18 protein-coding genes are annotated in these 18,752 nt (G+C 51.7%); 14 read left to right on the top strand and 4 right to left on the bottom strand.

Annotated elements, in window-relative coordinates:
• Positions 1-2: 2 nt before the first annotated feature.
• Entirely contained in the window at positions 3-1,226 is a 1,224-nt protein-coding gene (locus SIL79_RS05620) for an argininosuccinate synthase (protein WP_319619060.1), read from the top strand.
• Positions 1,227-1,291: 65 nt separating this feature from the next.
• Positions 1,292-2,659: an argininosuccinate lyase gene (gene argH / locus SIL79_RS05615; RefSeq protein ID WP_319619059.1), complete on the top strand. Its 1,368-nt coding sequence runs from the start codon at positions 1,292-1,294 to the stop codon at positions 2,657-2,659.
• An 84-nt stretch (positions 2,660-2,743) separates the two neighbouring features.
• Here argH and SIL79_RS05610 read toward each other — a convergent pair whose 3' ends face one another.
• On the bottom strand, positions 2,744-5,278 hold the full coding sequence (locus tag SIL79_RS05610; protein WP_319619058.1) for a penicillin-binding protein 1A: 2,535 nt from the start codon (positions 5,276-5,278) through the stop codon (positions 2,744-2,746).
• A gap of 182 nt (positions 5,279-5,460) precedes the next feature.
• Between SIL79_RS05610 and SIL79_RS05605 the strand changes: the two genes are divergently transcribed.
• The 9 genes from SIL79_RS05605 to SIL79_RS05565 all read left to right on the top strand — a co-directional run bounded on the left by SIL79_RS05605 (position 5,461) and on the right by SIL79_RS05565 (position 14,629).
• Positions 5,461-6,540 carry a pilus assembly protein PilM gene (locus SIL79_RS05605; protein WP_039035981.1) on the top strand — a complete coding sequence of 360 codons (1,080 nt, stop codon included), beginning with the start codon at positions 5,461-5,463 and terminating at the stop codon, positions 6,538-6,540.
• Positions 6,528-7,115 (top strand): PilN domain-containing protein, encoded by a 588-nt coding sequence (locus tag SIL79_RS05600; protein WP_039035982.1) that lies wholly within the window; start codon positions 6,528-6,530, stop codon positions 7,113-7,115. Before SIL79_RS05605 ends, SIL79_RS05600 begins: the two co-directional genes overlap by 13 nt.
• Positions 7,112-7,732, top strand: coding sequence for a type IV pilus inner membrane component PilO (pilO, locus tag SIL79_RS05595; RefSeq protein WP_039035983.1), 621 nt, complete (start codon positions 7,112-7,114; stop codon positions 7,730-7,732). The genes SIL79_RS05600 and pilO overlap by 4 nt, the downstream gene beginning before the upstream one ends.
• Positions 7,729-8,247, top strand: coding sequence for a pilus assembly protein PilP (locus tag SIL79_RS05590; protein ID WP_039035984.1), 519 nt, complete (start codon positions 7,729-7,731; stop codon positions 8,245-8,247). Before pilO ends, SIL79_RS05590 begins: the two co-directional genes overlap by 4 nt.
• A 69-nt stretch (positions 8,248-8,316) precedes the next feature.
• Positions 8,317-10,323 carry a type IV pilus secretin PilQ gene (locus SIL79_RS05585; protein ID WP_405130430.1) on the top strand — a complete coding sequence of 669 codons (2,007 nt, stop codon included), beginning with the start codon at positions 8,317-8,319 and terminating at the stop codon, positions 10,321-10,323.
• 331 nt (positions 10,324-10,654) lie between these two features.
• The gene (gene aroK / locus SIL79_RS05580) at positions 10,655-11,170 is read left to right on the top strand and encodes a shikimate kinase AroK (RefSeq protein WP_025011596.1); all 516 of its coding nucleotides are present in this window, start codon (positions 10,655-10,657) and stop codon (positions 11,168-11,170) included.
• Positions 11,171-11,178: 8 nt separating this feature from the next.
• Positions 11,179-12,255, top strand: coding sequence for a 3-dehydroquinate synthase (gene aroB, locus SIL79_RS05575; protein WP_101095889.1), 1,077 nt, complete (start codon positions 11,179-11,181; stop codon positions 12,253-12,255).
• A 16-nt stretch (positions 12,256-12,271) separates the two neighbouring features.
• Positions 12,272-13,741: an AAA family ATPase gene (locus tag SIL79_RS05570; RefSeq protein WP_319619056.1), complete on the top strand. Its 1,470-nt coding sequence runs from the start codon at positions 12,272-12,274 to the stop codon at positions 13,739-13,741.
• Between the two features lie 48 nt (positions 13,742-13,789).
• Entirely contained in the window at positions 13,790-14,629 is an 840-nt protein-coding gene (locus SIL79_RS05565) for a Dam family site-specific DNA-(adenine-N6)-methyltransferase (protein ID WP_039035988.1), read from the top strand.
• A gap of 21 nt (positions 14,630-14,650) precedes the next feature.
• On the opposite strand, the gene SIL79_RS05560 is transcribed toward SIL79_RS05565, so the two are convergent.
• Both SIL79_RS05560 and SIL79_RS05555 read right to left on the bottom strand, forming a co-directional pair.
• The gene (locus SIL79_RS05560; RefSeq protein ID WP_071475629.1) at positions 14,651-14,839 is read right to left on the bottom strand and encodes a DUF2970 domain-containing protein; all 189 of its coding nucleotides are present in this window, start codon (positions 14,837-14,839) and stop codon (positions 14,651-14,653) included.
• A complete protein-coding gene (locus SIL79_RS05555) occupies positions 14,840-15,190 on the bottom strand; it encodes a hypothetical protein (RefSeq protein WP_039035990.1) in 351 nt (116 codons plus the stop codon).
• Positions 15,191-15,382: 192 nt separating this feature from the next.
• On the opposite strand from SIL79_RS05555, the gene rpe reads away from it, so the two are divergent.
• Genes rpe through trpS form a run of 3 tightly spaced genes read left to right on the top strand, consistent with a single transcriptional unit; the run spans position 15,383 to position 17,754 of the window.
• On the top strand, positions 15,383-16,051 hold the full coding sequence (gene rpe, locus SIL79_RS05550) for a ribulose-phosphate 3-epimerase (RefSeq protein WP_039035991.1): 669 nt from the start codon (positions 15,383-15,385) through the stop codon (positions 16,049-16,051).
• 3 nt (positions 16,052-16,054) lie between these two features.
• Positions 16,055-16,741 carry a phosphoglycolate phosphatase gene (locus tag SIL79_RS05545; RefSeq protein WP_039035992.1) on the top strand — a complete coding sequence of 229 codons (687 nt, stop codon included), beginning with the start codon at positions 16,055-16,057 and terminating at the stop codon, positions 16,739-16,741.
• Positions 16,742-16,749: 8 nt separating this feature from the next.
• A complete protein-coding gene (trpS, locus tag SIL79_RS05540; protein ID WP_025011602.1) occupies positions 16,750-17,754 on the top strand; it encodes a tryptophan--tRNA ligase in 1,005 nt (334 codons plus the stop codon).
• Between the two features lie 57 nt (positions 17,755-17,811).
• Here the strand turns inward: trpS and SIL79_RS05535 are convergent, their stop codons facing one another.
• Positions 17,812-18,702, bottom strand: coding sequence for a LysR substrate-binding domain-containing protein (locus SIL79_RS05535; RefSeq protein ID WP_028780984.1), 891 nt, complete (start codon positions 18,700-18,702; stop codon positions 17,812-17,814).
• Positions 18,703-18,752: the final 50 nt, after the last annotated feature.

Below are 18,752 nucleotides of genomic sequence, written 5' to 3'. Positions count from 1 at the left end.
AGATGTCTATTGCACAGAAAAACACAGATGTAAAAAAAGTTGTCCTGGCCTACTCCGGCGGCCTGGATACCTCGGCCATTATTCCCTGGCTGAAAGAGAACTATAACAACTGTGAGATCGTCGCCTTTTGTGCCGATGTTGGACAAGGGGAAGCCGAACTTGAAGGTTTGACAGAAAAGGCGTTGGCCTCCGGCGCCAGTGAGTGTCATATTGTTGATTTGAAAGAAGAGTTTGTTAAAGACTACATCTATCCCACCATAGCGACCGGTGCCATTTATGAGGGAACCTATCTGCTGGGTACCTCCATGGCCAGACCCATTATCGCCAAGGCTCAGGTGGAAGTGGCCCGCAAGGTCGGCGCCGACGCCCTGTGTCACGGTTGTACCGGCAAGGGTAACGATCAGGTGCGTTTCGAAGGCTGTTTTGCCGCATTGGCGCCGGATCTGAAAGTGATTGCTCCTTGGCGTGAGTGGACCATGGAGAGCCGTGAAGATCTGCTGGCTTACCTGGCCGAGCGCAACATCAAGACCTCGGCTTCGGCCACCAAGATCTATAGCCGCGATGCCAACGCCTGGCATATCTCCCACGAAGGTGGGGAGCTGGAAGATCCCTGGAATGAGCCCAGCAAAGAGGTGTGGACCATGACAGTCGATCCGCTGGATGCGCCAGATGAGCCTGAGTATGTCAGCCTGAAAGTGGAAAACTGCCGGGTGACCGAAGTCAACGGTGAGGCCCTGAGCCCCTATGCGGCGCTGATGAAGCTGAACCAGATTGCTGCCGCCCACGGTGTTGGCCGTATCGATATCACTGAAAATCGGCTGGTGGGGATGAAGTCCCGTGGCTGTTATGAGACACCGGGCGGCACTGTCATGTTTGTTGCTCTGAGAGCGATAGAGGAGTTGGTGCTCGACAAGACCAGCCGTAACTGGCGGGAACAGGTCGCCGCTCAGATGGCACATCTGGTCTATGATGGCCGTTGGTTTACGCCTCTGTGCAACTCGCTGTTAGCGGCATCCGAGGCTCTGGCCCAGGACATCAACGGTGAAGTGGTGATCAAGCTCTTCAAGGGCCAGGCGGTAGCCGTGAAGAAACGTTCTCCCAACAGCCTGTATTCCGAGGCGTTTGCCACCTTCGGTGAAGACACGGTTTACGATCAGAAACACGCCGAAGGCTTTATCCGCCTCTACTCATTGGCGAGCCGTATTCGCGCGCTCAACAGCAAGTAAGCGTCAGTATATCAGGGGCGCATTGGCGCCCCTTAGTTTTTATGCCCGAGAAAGAGGACCTTATCATGGCTTTATGGGGTGGCAGATTCAGCGGCCAAAGCAGCGAACTTTTCAAACTCTTCAACGATTCCCTGCCGGTGGATTTCCGTTTACTGGAGCAGGATATCCAGGGCTCAGTCGCCTGGGCCGAGGCGATAACCCAGGCCGGCGTGTTAACCCAGGAAGAATGCCAGGCCCTGACTCAGGCGCTGGCTGAGTTGCTTGCAGAAGTTAAAGATACGCCGGAGCAGATCATCGCTTCCGGCGCCGAAGATATTCACAGTTTTGTGGAGTCACAGTTGATCGCCAAGGTGGGTGACTTGGGTAAGAAGCTGCACACCGGCCGTTCGCGCAATGATCAGGTGGCGACCGATCTCAAGCTGTGGTGCAAACAGGAAGGCGCACACCTGCTGAGTCTGTTGCTCGAAGTCAAACAAGGGCTGCTGGCATTGGCCGAGCGCGAGTTGGATGCGGTGATGCCGGGATATACCCATCTGCAGCGGGCGCAACCTGTGACCTTTGGTCATTGGGCTTTGGCTTATGTGGAAATGTTTGAGCGGGATATCAGCCGTTTGCAGGATGCACTGAATCGCCTCAACACCTGCCCTCTGGGTTGTGGCGCCTTGGCGGGTACAGCTTATGCCATCGACCGTCAGGCGCTGGCGGCCAGCCTGGGCTTTGCCTCTGCCACCCTCAACAGCCTGGACAGCGTGTCTGATCGTGACCATGTGATCGAACTCTGCAGCGATGCCTCTATCAGCATGATGCACTTAAGTCGTATGGCCGAAGATATGATCTTCTTCAATTCCGGCGAAGCCAACTTCATCGAACTGGCCGACAATGTCACCTCAGGTTCTTCCTTGATGCCGCAGAAGAAGAACCCCGATGCGCTTGAGCTTATCCGCGGTAAAGCGGGCAGGGTATACGGCAGCTTGATGGGGATCCTCACCACCATGAAGGCGCTGCCACTCGCCTACAACAAGGATATGCAGGAAGACAAGGAAGGCTTGTTCGATGTGATGGACAGCTGGAGCCTGTGTTTGAAAATGGCGGCTCTGGTGCTCGAAGGTGTCAAGGTTAACCGTGACAATGCGTTGGCCGCAGCTCAACAGGGATACGCCAATGCCACTGAGCTGGCGGACTATCTGGTGGGCAAAGGTATGCCCTTTAGACAGGCGCATCACGTTGTGGGTGAAGTGGTGTTGCATGCTATTGCCGAGGGTAAGCCACTGGAAGCCTTGCCACTTGAAGTCTTGCAAGGCTATGCCGACATCATAGCGGAGGATGTTTATCCGCATCTGAGTATCGATTCTTGCCTGGCGAAACGCAATATCCTCGGTGGTACCGCGGTGGAACAGGTCAAGGCTGCGCTGACAGCCAAGCAGGCCAAATAGAAGCTACCCCTCGGATTCGAGCCAAACAAAAACGCGCCAATCGGCGCGTTTTTTAATGTTTAACAGGCGGTGTTAAACAGACAGTTACTGGAACAGCTCTTCCGGCGGTGTTTCGATAAAGATGTCACTGTCATCTTCGGCGCCGGTGGCGTATTCCTTGGGTTCTGTACCCTGAATAAAGTACTCGAAGTCGCTGGTGTAGTCTGTCTTACGCGACAGCTTGCCGCTGTCTAAATCAATACGCACCGAAACGATTCCAGCCGGTGGAATGCTGGGTTCTTCCGGCGTTCCTTCCAGGGCATCGCGCATAAACTCGTTCCAGCCTGGGCCCGCGGTCTTGGCACCGGATTCGGCCCCTGAAATCTGATCTTTGGCGCCGCTGGCATTCCAGGCGGTACGTCCCAGCTCACGGCCATGGTCATCGAAGCCGACCCAGACAGTGGTGGCAAGCGTTGGATTGTAGCCACTGAACCAGGTGTCCCGCGATTCGTTGGTTGTTCCCGTTTTACCGGCTATGTCATGGCGTTTGACCACTCTGGCGGCGCGCCAGGCGGTACCGTTCCAGCCAGTGCCCTTGCTCCAGTTACCGCCACCCCAGATAACACTCTTGAGGGCATCGGTGATCAGGAATGCGGTCTGCTCGCTGATCACCTGCTTGGCGTGACGGGCGCTAGGGCTGTCACAGCTGAAAGGATCTTCCTGAACCAGGGGCTGCAGCGGCTCTTGCATAGTCAAATCGGTTATGGCGTTATCCGTCATATCCTCTTCAGCCTTAAGCGGCGCGTCACAAGCCAGAGCCGGATGAGCCTGTTCAAGGATTTCGCCTTGGGCATTCAGGATCCGTTTGATGAAGTATGGTTCAACCAGATAACCCCCGTTGGCGAAGGTTGAGAAGGCTGTGACCACCTGCAAAGGTGTGGCTGATGGCGAACCCAGCGCCAGAGATTCGTTGTGGTTGAGCTCTTTGGCATCGAAACCAAACTGTACCAGCTTGTCGATGGCGGCATCCAGCCCAACATAGCGTAGGGTTCTTACCGACATCACGTTGATAGACTGTGCCAGCCCCAGACGCAGCCTGGTGGGGCCGCCGTATACGTCGGGTGAGTTCTTGGGACGCCAAGCCGTACCTTGGCTGAGATCCGGTTTGTTGATAGGCGCGTTGTTGATCAGTGTCGCCAGGGTATAGCCTTTCTCCAGCGCTGCGGCATATAGGAAAGGTTTTATGTTGGAGCCCAACTGACGCTTGGCCTGAGTCACCCGGTTGTACTGGCTCTGACTGAAGCTGTAACCACCGACCAGTGCCTGAATTGCACCATCTTTAGGATCTATCGAGACTATGGCGCTGGCAACCTGAGGCACCTGAGCCAGTTGCCAGATATCGCCGTTGTGACGTACCCAAATCTGTTCGCCCACTTTCAGGAATTGTTCGGCTTTCTTCGGTGGTGCGCTTTGGCGTTTGTCACTGATAAATTTGCGGGCCCATTTGAGGCCATCCCAAGGCAGAGTGAGCTTTTCTCCTGAAGCGAGCAGTACTTCAGCTTGTTGTTCTTCTACCTTCAATACGGCAGCAGGCCTGAGCTCTTGAATGGGCATGGTTTTCTTCAGGGTGGCAATCAACTCGCTCTCATCAGGTTGCTTGTCTGTCCAGAGAACCGCTTCCGGGCCTCGATAGCCATGGCGTTCATCATAGGCGTAGACATTGTTGCGCAGTGCCTTTTGGGCTTTTAACTGCAGTGAGGAGTCTATGCTGGTGTAGACATCGTATCCTCCGGTATAGGCTTCCTCTTCACCGTATTTTTGTACCATATAATCCCTGGCCATCTCTGAAATATAGGGGGCATAGAGATCGATTTCGGCACCATGGTATTTGGCGGTAATAGGTTGGGCGCTGGCCTCGTTGTATTCACTCTGGGTGATGTAGCCGACCTCCAGCATACGGTTGAGCACCAGATTACGACGAGTCAAAGCTCGGCTGGGGGAGGTGATAGGGTTGAGTGTTGAGGGCGCTTTCGGCAAGCCGGCGATAACTGCCATTTCAGCAAGCGTCAAGTCTTTGACTTCCTTGCCATAATATACTTGAGCCGCGGCGCCAACCCCGTAGGCCCGCTGTCCAAGATAGATACGGTTGACATAGAGCTCCAGAATTTCATCTTTGGTCAGCAGCTGCTCTATGTGGATAGAGATAAATATCTCTTTGACTTTACGAATAATTGTCTTGTCTCGGGTCAGGAAGAAGTTCCTGGCCACCTGCATGGTAATGGTACTGGCGCCCTGCTTTTTTTCGCCGGTGGCCAACATAACCAGTGCGGCCCGAGCTACCCCTATGGGGTCGACGCCTTTGTGCTCATAAAAACGTGAATCTTCGGTTGCCAGAAAGGCTTGCAGTAATGGTTTGGGCACATCGGCCAATTCCAACGGGATCCTGCGCTTTTCACCGAATTGTGAGATCAGCTTGCCATCACTGGAATAAACCCTCAGTGGTGTTTGCAGTTGCACTGTCTTGAGTGTGGCGACATCCGGGAGTTCGGGCAGGACGTAGAAGTAGGCTCCAACGATAGCTGCAACCCCCAAAAGGGCCAGGCTGAATAGAGCTATGAGTATACGTTTTAACCACTTCACTAGATTATTCCAAAACTTGCTGCGGGCACAATAGTATATAAGGCGTTTTGTGCAGGGTGAAGCAAAAAGGCAGCGTCAAAAAATTAGCCGTTGTAATGTACTCAAACATTTTATACAAAGAGGCGTAACAATTTGAAAATGTGCTACTCTAAAACCTAACAATAACAAAGTGACAAAGGACTATGCTTTCGAATCTATGGAAGCGTCAGGCTCCGCAAATGGTGGGTATTGACATCGGTTCTCACGAGGTCAAGGCAATCCTGCTGGGCAAGACAGGCGATGGTTATAAAATCCAGGCTTACGCCGCAGCTCCTGTTAAAAAAGGAGCCATCAATGATCATGATATTCGGGATCCTGAAGCCGTTATTGAAGCAATGAAACAGCTCAAGAGGCAATTGCCCAAAGCAACTAAATTTGCTTCTGTCGCTGTATCCGGATCAGCCGTAATGACTAAAGTCATCTACATGGATGCCTCTCTGAGTGAGGTGGAAATGGAGGCACAGATTGAGATTGAAGCGGATAACCTTATTCCCTATTCACTTGATGAAGTCAGTATTGATTTTGAAACACTGAGCGTTAACAAGACAGATCCCAGTAAAGTTGATGTTTTGCTCAGTGCTTGCCGAACCGAAAATATCGATGCCAGAATCGATGCGCTGGACAGTGTTGACCTTGAGCCCAAAGTCGTTGATGTAGAAGGTTATGCTTTAGGCCGTTCCCTTGAATTGGTCTTGGGACAGCTGCCGGACGGCGCTGCTGAACAGGTGGTCGCTTTAGTTGATATTGGTGCCAATATGACTACCTTCGCGGTAGTGGAAAAAGGGGAGACGGCCTTTATCCGCGAACAGGCGTTTGGTGGTGAACTCTTCACTCAATCTATATTGTCTTTTTACGGCATGTCTTATGAGCAGGCGGAAAAGGCCAAGATAGAAGGTGATCTACCTCGCAATTATATGTTTGAGGTGTTATCGCCATTCCAAACGCAATTATTGCAACAAATAAAACGCACGCTGCAAATATATTGCACTTCCAGTGGTAAAGATAAAGTCGATCATTTGGTGCTTTGTGGCGGTACCTCCAAATTAGAAGGTATGGCTAATCTTCTGACCAATGAATTAGGTGTTCATACAATAATTGCCGACCCCTTTCAGGGAAGTTTGCATGCAGACGATTCAGTAAAAAATGCCCTGCAACCCCATATCAGTAAATACATGGTGGCCTGCGGCCTGGCGCTGAGGAGTTATGGTCAATGGCGAACATAAATTTATTACCATGGCGCGAAGAAGCCAGGGAAAAACAGAAACGTGACTATATAGGGATTTTGGCTGCTGTTTTTATTGGCGCCGCGTTGTTGGTTTACATGGCACTGAACTTTATCGGTTTGATGACAGAAGATCAGCGGCAGCGAAATGCTTATCTTCAATCAGAAATTAGCTTGTTAGACAAACAGATAGCTGAGATTACCAAGATCAAACAGCGCAAAAAGGATATTGAACGTCGCACCGAGATTATTCTTAACCTGCAACAGGCGCGTAATTTGCCTACCCATGTATTGGATGAGCTGGTACGGGTTATTCCGCCAGGCATCTATCTTTCCAGCATAGAAAAGAAAGGCAGCCTCATCTGGATCGAGGGGCGTAGTGAGTCCAATAACAATGTCGCCAACATGATGCGAAAAATTAAAGCATCAGAGTGGCTTCAGGACCCGAGTATGCAGTCGATAGTTTCTCAGCAGGAAGAACTCAGAGAGCTGCAACGCTTCAGTCTCAAGGTCAGTATCAAGGGAGCAAATCGGCTTGAGGGGACGGCACAGATGGCGAAAGGAGCGGGCAAATGAGTTTCGATTTGAGCCAGTTCAATGACCTGGACATGGAGAATATCGGCGCTTGGCCGACTCAGGTCAAGGCTGTGTTTGCCGGCTTGCTGGCAATTCTGGTGTTCGTTGGTGGCTATTATTTGTTTGTTTCAGATGCCATAGATATCTATCAGTCCGAGCAAGTTAAAGAGCAACAACTGCGTGATGATTTCAAGCAAAAGTATCTTTTGGCCGCTAACCTGAAATTATATCGAGAGCAGTTGGTGCAGATGGAAGCGCAATTTGCCGAATTGCTGAAGATGCTGCCATCTGAAAACGAAATGCCGGGTTTGCTTGATGACTTGACCTATGTGGCTACAGATGCCGGGTTGAAGATTCAGAGTCTGGATTGGGACGCAGAGATCCAGCGGGACTTCTACATTGAATTTCCGATACGTATGGCCGTGACCGGCGATTATCACCAACTGGGTCACATGGTCGGCGGGGTTGCCAAGTTGCCACGGATTGTCAGTCTGCATGATTTTGTGATTAAGCGTGACCCATCAGGCATCTTGGCGATGGAGATCCTTGCCAAGACCTACAGATTTAAAGAAGGAACGGAATTACCGCCGGAGAAGGCTAAGGGGAAAGGTAAATGAAACGACTCATTACCCTGACCGCTGCGGTGCTATTGCTGAGTGGTTGTATTGGTGACAGAGCGGATCTTGAGGACTTTGTTACCAGCACCAAGGCCCAGCCGGTTGCTCCAATCCCGCCGCTGAAAGAGCCGCCTCAGTTTGAGCACTTTGATTATCAGGCCGATATGATGCGTAGCCCCTTTGTACCACCTTCCCGAGAACTGACGGAAGAGGTGATAGACACCACCAAAGACTGCCTGCAACCGGATCTCAAGCGTCGCAAGGGCCGTCTAGAAACCTATGCCCTGGATAATCTCAAGATGCGCGGCACCCTGAGCGAAGACAAGGTGGTTTGGGCCTTGGTGGAGACGACTGATGGCAATGTCTATCGCATGGGCGTCGGTGAGTATTTGGGACTTTATCATGGCCGGATAGCCAAAGTATCAGCACAGTATATCGATATCATTGAATTAGTACCGGACGGTTCCGGCTGCTGGACAGAGCGCAACAGCAGCCTGGAATTGACCGGAGAATAACAAGCGAAGGATGAGGGAATAATGGAATCTTCTGCCGCGAATATCACCCCAAAAAATGCAGCCAAATGGATGCAGTATATCCTGGGCAGCTTGCTCATCCTGGGGCTAAGTCCCTATGCTGATGCTGCCAACAAGCTGGTAGATGTTAAGTACCATGCCATTGTGGATCACCAACTGGAATTGGAGTTGGTGTTTGACAGGCCGATATCTGAGCCGGAAATCAATTTGAATGCCGATCCCGCCAGTATCCAATTGAACTTTAGCGACAGTATTTCTGCGCTGGAAAAAGCACAGATCCCTATTAACACTGCCGGGGTCGAGCAGCTGTCCAGCATGCAGGATGGCGATAAGTTGCAACTGGTTTTGGCACTGAAAAAAGTGAAACCTTATCAAGGTAAGGCCGTGGGGAACGTCTATCGTTTGACTGTCAATGATGAAGTCATGGATCCCCAGAGCAAGGCCAGCAGCCCGTTTGTTAATAGCATAAAAAATATCGACTTCCGCCGCTTGGGGGATAAGGGTGGTGAATTGCTGGTTGAGCTGCGTAATTCATCGGTTGCCGCCAATGTTGAGCAGGTCGGTTCCAGGCTGGAGCTGAAGTTGTACAACACAGATATTCCATCTGACATGCTTTATGTTATGGATGTGCAAGACTTTGCCACCCCGGTGAAGAGCTTTGAGACCTTCAAAGAAGAGCTGACCAGTCGAATTCTGATCGATATCAAGGGCGACTACGAATACAACTACAAACAAGACGGTAATATGTTCACCTTGGCGATGACCGAGGTTGAGCGTGCAGTTCAGATGGAGACGGAGAAGAAATACTCGGGCAAGACCCTATCACTCAACTTCCAGAATATTTCAGTCAGAACCGTGCTGCAGATCATTGCCGATTACAACGACTTCAACCTGGTGACCAGTGATACAGTCGAAGGTAGTATCACCCTGAGATTGGATGACGTACCTTGGGATCAGGCGCTGGATCTTATCCTGCAGACCAAGGGGTTGGATAAGCGAATCGAAGGTAATATTCTGATGGTTGCGCCGGCTGAGGAGCTTGCCATACGTGAAGAAAACCAGCTCAAGAACAAGAAAAAAGTCTCTGAAGAGTTGGCGCCACTTTACTCGGAATATTTGCAGGTGAACTATGCCAAGGCCACCGAGATTGCCAGCTTGTTAAGGGGAGAAGGATCAAGCCTATTGTCCAAACGCGGCACAGTTGCCGTGGACGAAAGAACCAATACTCTGCTGGTTAAAGACACGGCCGATATTCTGGAAAACGTGCACAAGCTGATAGAAGTGCTGGACGTGCCTATTCGTCAGGTGTTGATTGAAAGCCGAATGGTTACGGTTAAGGATGATGTTGCTGAGGATTTGGGTATCCGTTGGGGGATCACAGATCAACAGGGCAATAAAGGCACCTCGGGTAGTCTGGAAGGCGCTCAGGACATTACCAACGGCACCATTCCATCCATAGGCGACCGTCTCAATGTGAACCTGCCGGCGGCTCCTAGCAATGCTGCCAGCATAGCTTTCCATGTTGCCAAACTGGCCGACGGTACTGTCTTGGATTTGGAATTGAGTGCGCTGGAGCAGGAAAACAAGGGTGAAATTATCGCCAGCCCCAGAATTACCACCTCAAATCAGAAAGCCGCTTATATTGAGCAGGGTGTCGAGATCCCTTATGTGGAATCGGCTTCCAGTGGCGCGGCTACAGTACAGTTCAAGAAAGCGGTATTGTCACTGCGGGTAACACCACAAATTACCCCGGATAACCGTGTGATACTGGATTTGGAAATCACTCAGGATTCTCAAGGTAAGATAGTACAGACGCCGCTGGGAGAAGCTGTTTCCATCGATACCCAGCGCATAGGTACCCAAGTGCTGGTGGACAATGGTGAAACCATAGTGCTGGGGGGGATCTATCAGCAGAACTTGATCAGTCGGGTCAGCAAGGTGCCTGTTTTGGGGGATATTCCCCTGGTTGGCTTCCTGTTCCGCAATACTTCGGACAAGAATGAGCGCCAGGAGCTGCTGATCTTCGTAACGCCCAAGATAGTGACTGAGGAAATCTAGGGAAGGTGCGAAAAAGTCCTCGTGGCGTTCTCTTTTGTAGTGCGTCGCTTGCAACGCAATTGGCGTTCACGGCATCTGATTGAAGCTATGAGGGGGTCTGCTTAAGTTTTTTCCAAACCTGTAAAACTTCAACCAAAGCCAGTGCCAGTCGCTGGCTTTGATGTTTGGGCGCGGGGAAATTTGGCTTTAATAGTCGGCATTACTTGCCTTGAATGTCCTTAAGCTGAGATAATCCCCGGTCAAGTCTCATAAGAGCAAGGTAACAAATCCCGTCGATTTGATAGTAAGTCGACATTCGGCAAACTTTTCATAAGATTCAGACGTACAAGAAATGGCTGAAAAACGTAATATTTTTCTGGTAGGCCCTATGGGCGCAGGCAAGAGCACCATAGGTCGTCATCTGGCACAAATGCTGCACTTGGAATTCCACGATTCAGATCAAGAGATTGAAAATCGCACCGGCGCTGACATTGCCTGGGTATTTGACGTTGAAGGCGAAGAAGGTTTCCGTCGCCGCGAGGCTCAGGTGATTTCCGATCTGACCGAGAAACAAGGCATAGTTCTGGCTACTGGTGGTGGCTCAGTTCAAAGCAAAGATATCCGCAACTTCCTCTCTGCCCGCGGTATCGTGGTGTATTTGGAAACCACTATTGATAAACAAGTGGCCCGCACTCAGCGCGACAAGCGTCGCCCCTTGCTGCAGGTCGATAACCCTCGTGAAGTGTTGGAAGCACTGGCAGACGTGCGTAATCCTCTCTATGAGGAAATCGCTGATGTTATCGTCAAGACAGACGAGCAAAGCGCCAAAGTGGTGGCCAATCAAATCATTGAACAATTAGGTTTCTAGGACGCAAGATGCAACAGATCCGGGTTGATTTAGGTGAACGTAGTTATCCTATCTTCATTGGCCAGGGTCTGTTGGCCCAGAGCGATTGCCTGACGGCGAGCATCTTGGGTAAAAAGGTCCTCATTGTCTCCAATGACACAGTAGCTCCCCTGTATCTGCAATCCTTGCAGCGCCTTCTGCTGCCTGCGGCTCAGGTTTTTGCTCATATTTTACCCGACGGTGAGCAATACAAGACACTGGCACAGCTCGATAGCGTATTTACGGCTTTGCTTGAGCATAACTGCGGTCGTGATGTGGTGCTGGTGGCACTCGGCGGTGGAGTTATTGGTGATATGGTCGGCTTTGCTGCCGCCTGTTATCAGCGGGGGGTGGATTTTATCCAGATCCCCACTACGCTCCTGTCTCAGGTCGACTCATCCGTAGGTGGCAAGACGGCAGTCAATCATCCGCTGGGCAAGAACATGATAGGCGCTTTCTATCAACCCAAACTTGTGTTGATAGATACCCTGTGTCTGAAGACCCTGCCGGCGCGTGAATTTGCTGCCGGTATGGCTGAAGTGATCAAATACGGCATCATTTGGGATGCTGATTTTTTCCTGTGGCTCGAGAACAATGTCGAGTCACTCAAGTCGCAGCAGCCAGAGGCGTTGGCTTATGCCATACGTCGCTGCTGTGAGATAAAAGCCGAAGTGGTTGCCGAAGATGAGACAGAGCAAGGTGTTCGTGCCCTGTTGAATCTGGGGCATACCTTTGGTCATGCCATCGAGGCCGAAATGGGCTATGGCAATTGGCTTCATGGTGAAGCGGTTGCCGCTGGCACAGTCCTTGCTGCACAAACTGCAAAAGCCATGGAACTGATTGACGAGTCAATTCTCTGTCGCATCAGTGCGCTGCTACAGGCATTCGACTTACCGATAACTGCACCAGAGTCCATGGATTTTGAAAGCTTTATCAAACACATGCGGCGTGACAAAAAAGTTTTGGCTGGGCAAATTCGCTTGGTTTTGCCCACTGATATGGGGCAGGCCGGTATTTTTGCTCAAGTGCCGGAATCCCTACTCGAACAGGTGATCTGCCGCGCTTGAACCTTGATGGGTGACAATGGTGGCAACCGAAGAACTTCTCCTGCCCTCGCAAGAGGCACTGTTACAAAGACTGCAGCATCTGGCCTGTTACGGTCAGCAGCTGGTTTTGTTGCAGGGGCAGGTCGGAGCCGGTAAGACACGGCTGTTGACCGCCTTGGCCAATGTGCTCGATGAGCATAATCTGGCGTTGGTCACTTGTCCTCAACATGCGGATGCCGCCGAAATAAGGCGCAAGTTGCTGATCCAACTACTGCCCGACCCCCTGTTTGACGACGAACAGCCGCTGGCCGACACCCTGCTGCGTTATCTCGGTGAGATGCGCAAGCCTATCCACATACTGATCGACGATGCCGACAACATGCCGCTGGAGCTCTGGGCCGAGTGTTTGTTGCTGACTCAGCTGCAAGCCAGAGGTGAACCTATCACGCTGACCTGTTCGGTTTCTCCGGAATTTGCTGAACAGTTACAGTTGCAACTGCCCAAGGCACAGAAACAGCAGGTATTGCCGGTTAAGCTTGAGCCGCTTTCTCTGGCCGAGCGTGAGGGGCTGTATCAAACTTTGTTGACTCGCAGCGCAGTACACACCTTTACGCCGCGGGCTATAGTGGTTAAGCAGTTGGAGCGGCAGCAGGGCACACCGGCCGAGGTTTTGGCATTGTTGGAGCTGGCATTGAATGGTGAGCCGCCGAGGCCAAGAGTATTCCCGTGGAAGACCTTACTGATGTCGAGCCTTGCTGTGCTGAGTTGTTTGGCATTGCTCTCCTGGTATCTGTTGCGTTCGACCGAGCCTCTGCCCGAGCTGACCAAGTCTGCCTTGGTACTGGAACATAGGACAAGTCCCTTAAGCCAGTTTGCCGAGCGTTGGCTCGATATTGAATCGGAACCGGCCTCGAAAGTTCTCAGCTCGGCTCCTGTATATGTTCGTCTCGAACAACCACGAAGCCAGAGCCTTGTTTCACCAGCGATTGACTCGCAGCAAGACCCGAAATCAGCTCAGAAAACCGTGCCCCAAGCGGATAGTCAGTCGACCCCTGAGTCGGAAACTGGTTCTGAACTGCTCAGCGATGCCAAGGCGGCGCTGGATGTGGAAACCGCTCCTGTTACCCAAAAGCCGCAGGTCAAAGAGGCTGCCTCTATGAATAATGAAGCGCAGGAAATTCAAGCTCAATCTGAGCTTGAACAAGAGCCTAGTGCCGGAGTGCTACCGACACAAGGTTACACCTTGCAATTGGTAAGTCTGAAACGCGAGTCTTCACTGACAGCATTTATGATTAAGCTGAAAAAAGTGAAAAATGTCAGAGTGGCCAAACATAAGGATTGGTGGGTGGTATTGGTAGGGGAATATGCCAGCAAGCAAGAAGCCATCGAAGCCGGTAAGGTATTGCAACTGTCTTTGGACCTGCCTCAACCTTTGATTAAGTCCTGGCAATCACTGCAACACTATCGCTTACAAGCTGGCCTAAGTAACAGTGAAATTTCATCTTAAACCGAGTACAATCCTCACTTTCGTTTTTCCGGGCACCAATCAATTTTAATGAAGAAAAAACAAAGAGCCTTTCTCAAGTGGGCCGGTGGTAAATTTAAACTGGTTGATGCCCTGATTCAGCACTTGCCCAAGGGCGAGCGCCTGGTTGAACCCTTTGTCGGTGCCGGTTCTGTGTTCCTCAACACAGATTACCCCAGCTACCTGCTGTGCGATATCAATCGTGATCTAATCGATCTCTACTCCATCATTCAGACTCGTCCGGAAGCATACATAGGGGCGGCGGCCGAGTTGTTTGTGCCGCAGATGAACGACAAAGAGCAATACTATCTGATCCGAGATAAATTCAACCGTAGTCGCGACCCCTTCGATAGAGCTATCTATTTTCTCTATCTCAATCGTTTTGGTTTTAATGGCTTATGTCGTTACAACCGTAAAGGCTCATTCAATGTGCCCTTCGGTTCCTACAAGAAGCCGTATTTTCCCGAGAAGGAAATACGCGGCTTTGCCGCCAAGGCACAAAATGCCGAGTTTCGCTGTATTGGCTACGAGCAGGCGTTTGCTCTGGCCCAAAGCGGTGATGTGATTTATTGCGATCCGCCATACGCCCCCCTATCGACCACCGCCAGCTTTACTACTTATGTTGGGGCCGGCTTTTCGTTGGATGACCAGGCGCTGCTGGCCAGGCACTCTCGTCATACCGCTATTGAGCGTGGTATTCCAGTGCTTATCAGCAACCATGATATTCCGCTGACCCGTGAGCTGTACCATGGTTCAAGAATGGAAACGATTCAGGTACAGCGAAATATCAGCCAGAAGGGCAGCAGCAGAACCAAGGTGAATGAGCTGATGGCTTTGTACGACGAAACCTATCACAACGAGAACGACTGAAAGTCATCTTTGCCAAAGTAATCAGGCGAGTACTTGATTTACCAGCAGCAATAGTCCAACCACCAAGAGTGCTGCCAGCAACACGCCTGTGATGATGTAAGGGAGAGGTGAGGAATTGGCGCTGAAGTCCCTGGCACGATTGGACTCACTCTGCACGCCGAAGAAGGCCGCCAGCGTACTGTAAAGGTAACGCCAGTAGCGGCCAAACATTTAAAAACCGTTGTTGGAATTTGCCGGGGCGATATCGTCAACCGGTTTGCGTTGATGGCCGTGCAGTAACTCCAGTAAGTCGACAAAATGGAACTGGCCCGAACGACTCTTGCCGCTGAACCAGCCCCCCCAGCTCAAGTCATCTTCCTGAGTCGCACAGCGATTATTGGGATGGCTGGAAGGCAGATTGGGATTGTAGTCGTGTTCCTGGCTGTAGCTGCAGGCCAGATTGTTCGCGGAAGAACCCAGGCTTTGGAAGCCAACAGCAGTCGCTCCCACCACGCCAGCGGCGGCAGCGAGTATGACTGCTGACTTGATGCTGTGTGTGAAAACCTGCGGTTTCTGGTTCATCCTGTTCCATCCCCAAATGTGACGTTGGTCGATTATAACAAAGCCGTTGATAAATTGAACAGCTTTTTACCAAGTAACAACCTTATTCCAACTTATGATGCTTTTCAACGGCAGAAATGGGCGCCAGGCTATAGAGCCTGAGCGCCTTGGCGGGTAAAATAGGCGACTTCTTAAACATCCTGTGAGATTGCTATGCGCCCATATCTTATTGCTCCTTCCATTCTGTCTGCCGATTTCGCCCGCCTGGGTGATGATGTTAAAGCCGTATTGGATGCGGGGGCCGACGTGGTTCACTTCGATGTGATGGACAACCATTATGTACCTAACCTGACCATAGGCCCCATGGTCTGCAAAGCTTTGCGTGACTATGGTATTACCGCCGAAATCGATGTGCACCTGATGGTGAAGCCGGTCGACCGCATAGTGCCTGATTTTGCCAAGGCGGGGGCTTCTATTATCACTTTCCATCCGGAAGCCAGCGAGCATGTGGACCGCACAGTGCAACTCATCCGTGACCACGGCTGTAAGGCCGGCTTGGTATTCAACCCTGCCACGCCATTGCACTACCTGGACTATGTGATGGATAAGCTGGATGTGATTTTGTTGATGTCGGTTAACCCTGGGTTTGGTGGTCAGTCATTTATTCCATCGACACTGGATAAACTGGCCGAAGTACGCCGCCGTATCGATGAGAGTGGCCGCGATATCCGCCTGGAGGTCGACGGGGGCGTTAAGGTGGACAATATAGCCGAAATTGCCGCCGCCGGTGCCGACATGTTTGTTGCCGGTTCAGCCATCTTTAGCCAGCCTGACTATAAGGCGGTTATCGACCAAATGCGCAGCGAACTGGCGGGAGTGTAAGTTATGATCGCAAGCAGTATCAGCGCGATCGCCTTTGATCTGGATGGCACTCTGGTTGACAGTGTGCCGGACTTGGCCGCGGCGACCCAAGCGACGCTTGCCGATCTGGGGCTTAGAAGTTGCACTGAAGATCAGGTACGCAGCTGGGTTGGCAACGGCACAGAGATGTTGATGCGCCGCGCGCTGACCTTTAGCCTGGGGGCTGAACCGGATGCCTCTGTCATGGCCGATGCCATGCCGGTATTTATGAAGCATTATGAAGCTTGCCTTGAGCGTTACAGCAAGCTGTATCCCGGGGTTGAGTCTGTGCTCAGAACCCTGCAGCAAAGAGGTTTTAAGTTGGCGGTGGTCACCAACAAGCCTTATCGCTTTACTATCCCTTTATTGCAGGCTTTTGGTATTGAGTTATTTTTCAGTGAAATTCTCGGCGGCGATTCTCTCACTAAGATGAAACCGGATCCCTTGCCGCTGACTCATCTGCTGGAGAAATGGCAGTTGCAGCCTCAGCAGATGTTGATGGTGGGTGATTCCCGTAACGACGTTCTGGCGGCGAAAGCTGCAGGTATTGCCTCAATCGGCTTGACCTATGGCTACAACTACGGTGAAGATATTGGGCTTTGCGGCCCAGATGCCGTATGCGATCATTTTGAGCAAATTTTGGCGCATTTGCCGCCACAGCAATCGGAGTAATGAAATTCATGAGCAGTCCCAAACCCATAGTATTGAGCGGTGCCCAGCCCTCAGGCGAGTTGACCATAGGTAACTACATGGGTGCCCTGCGTCAGTGGGTGGCCATGCAGGACAGCCATGATTGCCTCTATTGTGTGGTGGATTTGCATGCCATCACTGTGCGTCAGGATCCCAATGCCTTGCGTGAAGCTTGCCTGGACACATTGGCGCTGTACCTTGCTTGTGGTGTTGATCCCAAGAAGAGTACAGTATTCATTCAGTCACAGGTGCCGCAGCACACTCAACTGGGGTGGGTACTGAACTGTTATACCCAGATGGGTGAGCTGAGCCGCATGACTCAGTTTAAGGATAAGTCGCAAAAGCACGCCAACAATATCAACGTCGGGTTGTTTGGTTATCCTGTGCTGATGGCGGCCGATATCCTGCTGTACCAGGCCAATGAGATCCCTGTCGGTCAGGATCAGAAACAGCATCTGGAGTTGACCCGGGACATCGCCACCCGTTTCAACAACGCCTATGGTGACACCTTCACAGTGCCAGAGCCTTTTATCCCTGAGCTGGGTGCCAAGGTGATGTCGCTGCAGGATCCCACCAAGAAGATGTCCAAGTCAGATGACAACCGCAACAATGTCATCGGCCTGCTGGAAGATCCCAAGGCGGTGATGAAGAAGCTGAAAAAGGCGATGACTGACAGCGATGAGCCGCCTGTCGTGCGTTTCGACATAGACAACAAGCCTGGGGTGTCCAATCTGCTGAGCCTGATGTCCGGGGTGACAGGCCAGAGCATAGCCGAACTGGAAGCCGAGTTTGAAGGCAAGATGTATGGCCATTTGAAAGTGGCCGCCGGTGAAGCCGTGGTCGGAATGTTGGAGCCGTTGCAACAACGCTTCCGTGAGTTCCGCGAAGACAGAGCCTTCCTGGAGTCTGTGATGAAGCAGGGCGCGGAAAAGGCCCAGGCCCGCGCCGAAGTCACAGTGAAGAAAGTTTATGAGAAGATAGGCTTGCTGGTGTAAATCAGCCACTCTTGAGAGCCGACCTACAAGGTCGGCTTTTTTGTGGCTGCGTTCGAGTTACTGCGGTTGTGGCTGGCTTGCCATCAACATCAGCCAATCGGCAAAGGCCGCTATCGCCGGTTCTTTGAGGCGCCGCTCTTTACAGCAAAAAGTGAACTCAAACCCTGTGTGCACATCCGGCAGTTCGGCCTCAATCAAACGGCCACTGGCAATATCATCCTCTACCATAAAGTCTGACGCCAGTGCTATGCCTTGACCGGCAATCGCGGCCTCTATGGCCATCAACACATGGCTGAAAATATGCTGCCTGTGATTGGCTGTCAGAGTCACACCGTTGGCCTCGGCCCAACGGTTCCAGTCCAGCCCCAACGGGCCTTCATCCACAGTCAACAGTGGGTACTGCTGCAGACTCTGAATCGTTATCTGTCCGGCTCTGGGGGGCAATTGTGGGCTGCAAACCGGAATAAGCCGCTCCTTGTGCAGCACCGTCTGCCAGTAACCCCGTCGTTTGAGGCCACCACTGATAAAGAGATCGGCCACGCTGTCGCTGAGCTCGGGATCTTGAGTCACCATCTCCAGCCTGATCTGCACCTCAGGGTGACGGCGGCGAAAGTCGCTGAGCCTGGGGATCAACCATTTAACTGCAAAAGAGCTGTAAACCGCCAGTTTCAGCTCGCGATTGGGTTCACCGAACAAACGGCCAAGATCAGCCAGCTCGTTGAATATTCGCTCCAGTTCCCCGTAGAGGATCTCTCCCTTGGGTGACAGTTTGAGACTGCGCCCCTGACGTTGGAACAGGGACTCGCCAAAGTGTTCTTCCAGTAATCTGACCTGATGGGACACGGCACTCTGGGTGATGCACAGCTCTTCGGCGGCGCGGGAAAAGTGGCTCTGGCGCGCAGCTGCCTCGAATACCTGCAGCGCTCTCAAGGGGGGAAGTTTTCGCATCGGCTATTCTTTCCGGAAATTTAGTATGAATTTAATTCATTTATACGCAA

The sequence above is a fragment of the Shewanella indica genome, from assembly GCF_033842865.1.
Taxonomy (GTDB): Bacteria; Pseudomonadota; Gammaproteobacteria; order Enterobacterales; family Shewanellaceae; genus Shewanella; species Shewanella indica.
This window is presented reverse-complemented; position numbering and strand designations above follow the sequence as displayed.

Bases quoted from the DNA above. Each gene is read 5' to 3' on its own strand.
- SIL79_RS05560 (WP_071475629.1), bottom strand. From the start codon at position 14,839: ATGTTTGGCCGCTACTGGCGTTACCTTTACAGTACGCTGGCGGCCTTC.
- SIL79_RS05555 (WP_039035990.1), bottom strand. From the start codon at position 15,190: ATGAACCAGAAACCGCAGGTTTTCACACACAGCATCAAGTCAGCAGTC.
- SIL79_RS05565 (WP_039035988.1), top strand. From the start codon at position 13,790: ATGAAGAAAAAACAAAGAGCCTTTCTCAAGTGGGCCGGTGGTAAATTT.
- rpe (WP_039035991.1), top strand. From the start codon at position 15,383: ATGCGCCCATATCTTATTGCTCCTTCCATTCTGTCTGCCGATTTCGCC.
- pilO (WP_039035983.1), top strand. From the start codon at position 7,112: ATGAGTTTCGATTTGAGCCAGTTCAATGACCTGGACATGGAGAATATC.
- trpS (WP_025011602.1), top strand. From the start codon at position 16,750: ATGAGCAGTCCCAAACCCATAGTATTGAGCGGTGCCCAGCCCTCAGGC.
- argH (WP_319619059.1), top strand. From the start codon at position 1,292: ATGGCTTTATGGGGTGGCAGATTCAGCGGCCAAAGCAGCGAACTTTTC.
- SIL79_RS05605 (WP_039035981.1), top strand. From the start codon at position 5,461: ATGCTTTCGAATCTATGGAAGCGTCAGGCTCCGCAAATGGTGGGTATT.
- SIL79_RS05620 (WP_319619060.1), top strand. From the start codon at position 3: ATGTCTATTGCACAGAAAAACACAGATGTAAAAAAAGTTGTCCTGGCC.
- SIL79_RS05570 (WP_319619056.1), top strand. From the start codon at position 12,272: ATGGTGGCAACCGAAGAACTTCTCCTGCCCTCGCAAGAGGCACTGTTA.
- aroK (WP_025011596.1), top strand. From the start codon at position 10,655: ATGGCTGAAAAACGTAATATTTTTCTGGTAGGCCCTATGGGCGCAGGC.
- SIL79_RS05590 (WP_039035984.1), top strand. From the start codon at position 7,729: ATGAAACGACTCATTACCCTGACCGCTGCGGTGCTATTGCTGAGTGGT.
- SIL79_RS05545 (WP_039035992.1), top strand. From the start codon at position 16,055: ATGATCGCAAGCAGTATCAGCGCGATCGCCTTTGATCTGGATGGCACT.
- SIL79_RS05600 (WP_039035982.1), top strand. From the start codon at position 6,528: ATGGCGAACATAAATTTATTACCATGGCGCGAAGAAGCCAGGGAAAAA.
- SIL79_RS05535 (WP_028780984.1), bottom strand. From the start codon at position 18,702: ATGCGAAAACTTCCCCCCTTGAGAGCGCTGCAGGTATTCGAGGCAGCT.
- aroB (WP_101095889.1), top strand. From the start codon at position 11,179: ATGCAACAGATCCGGGTTGATTTAGGTGAACGTAGTTATCCTATCTTC.
- SIL79_RS05585 (WP_405130430.1), top strand. From the start codon at position 8,317: ATGCAGTATATCCTGGGCAGCTTGCTCATCCTGGGGCTAAGTCCCTAT.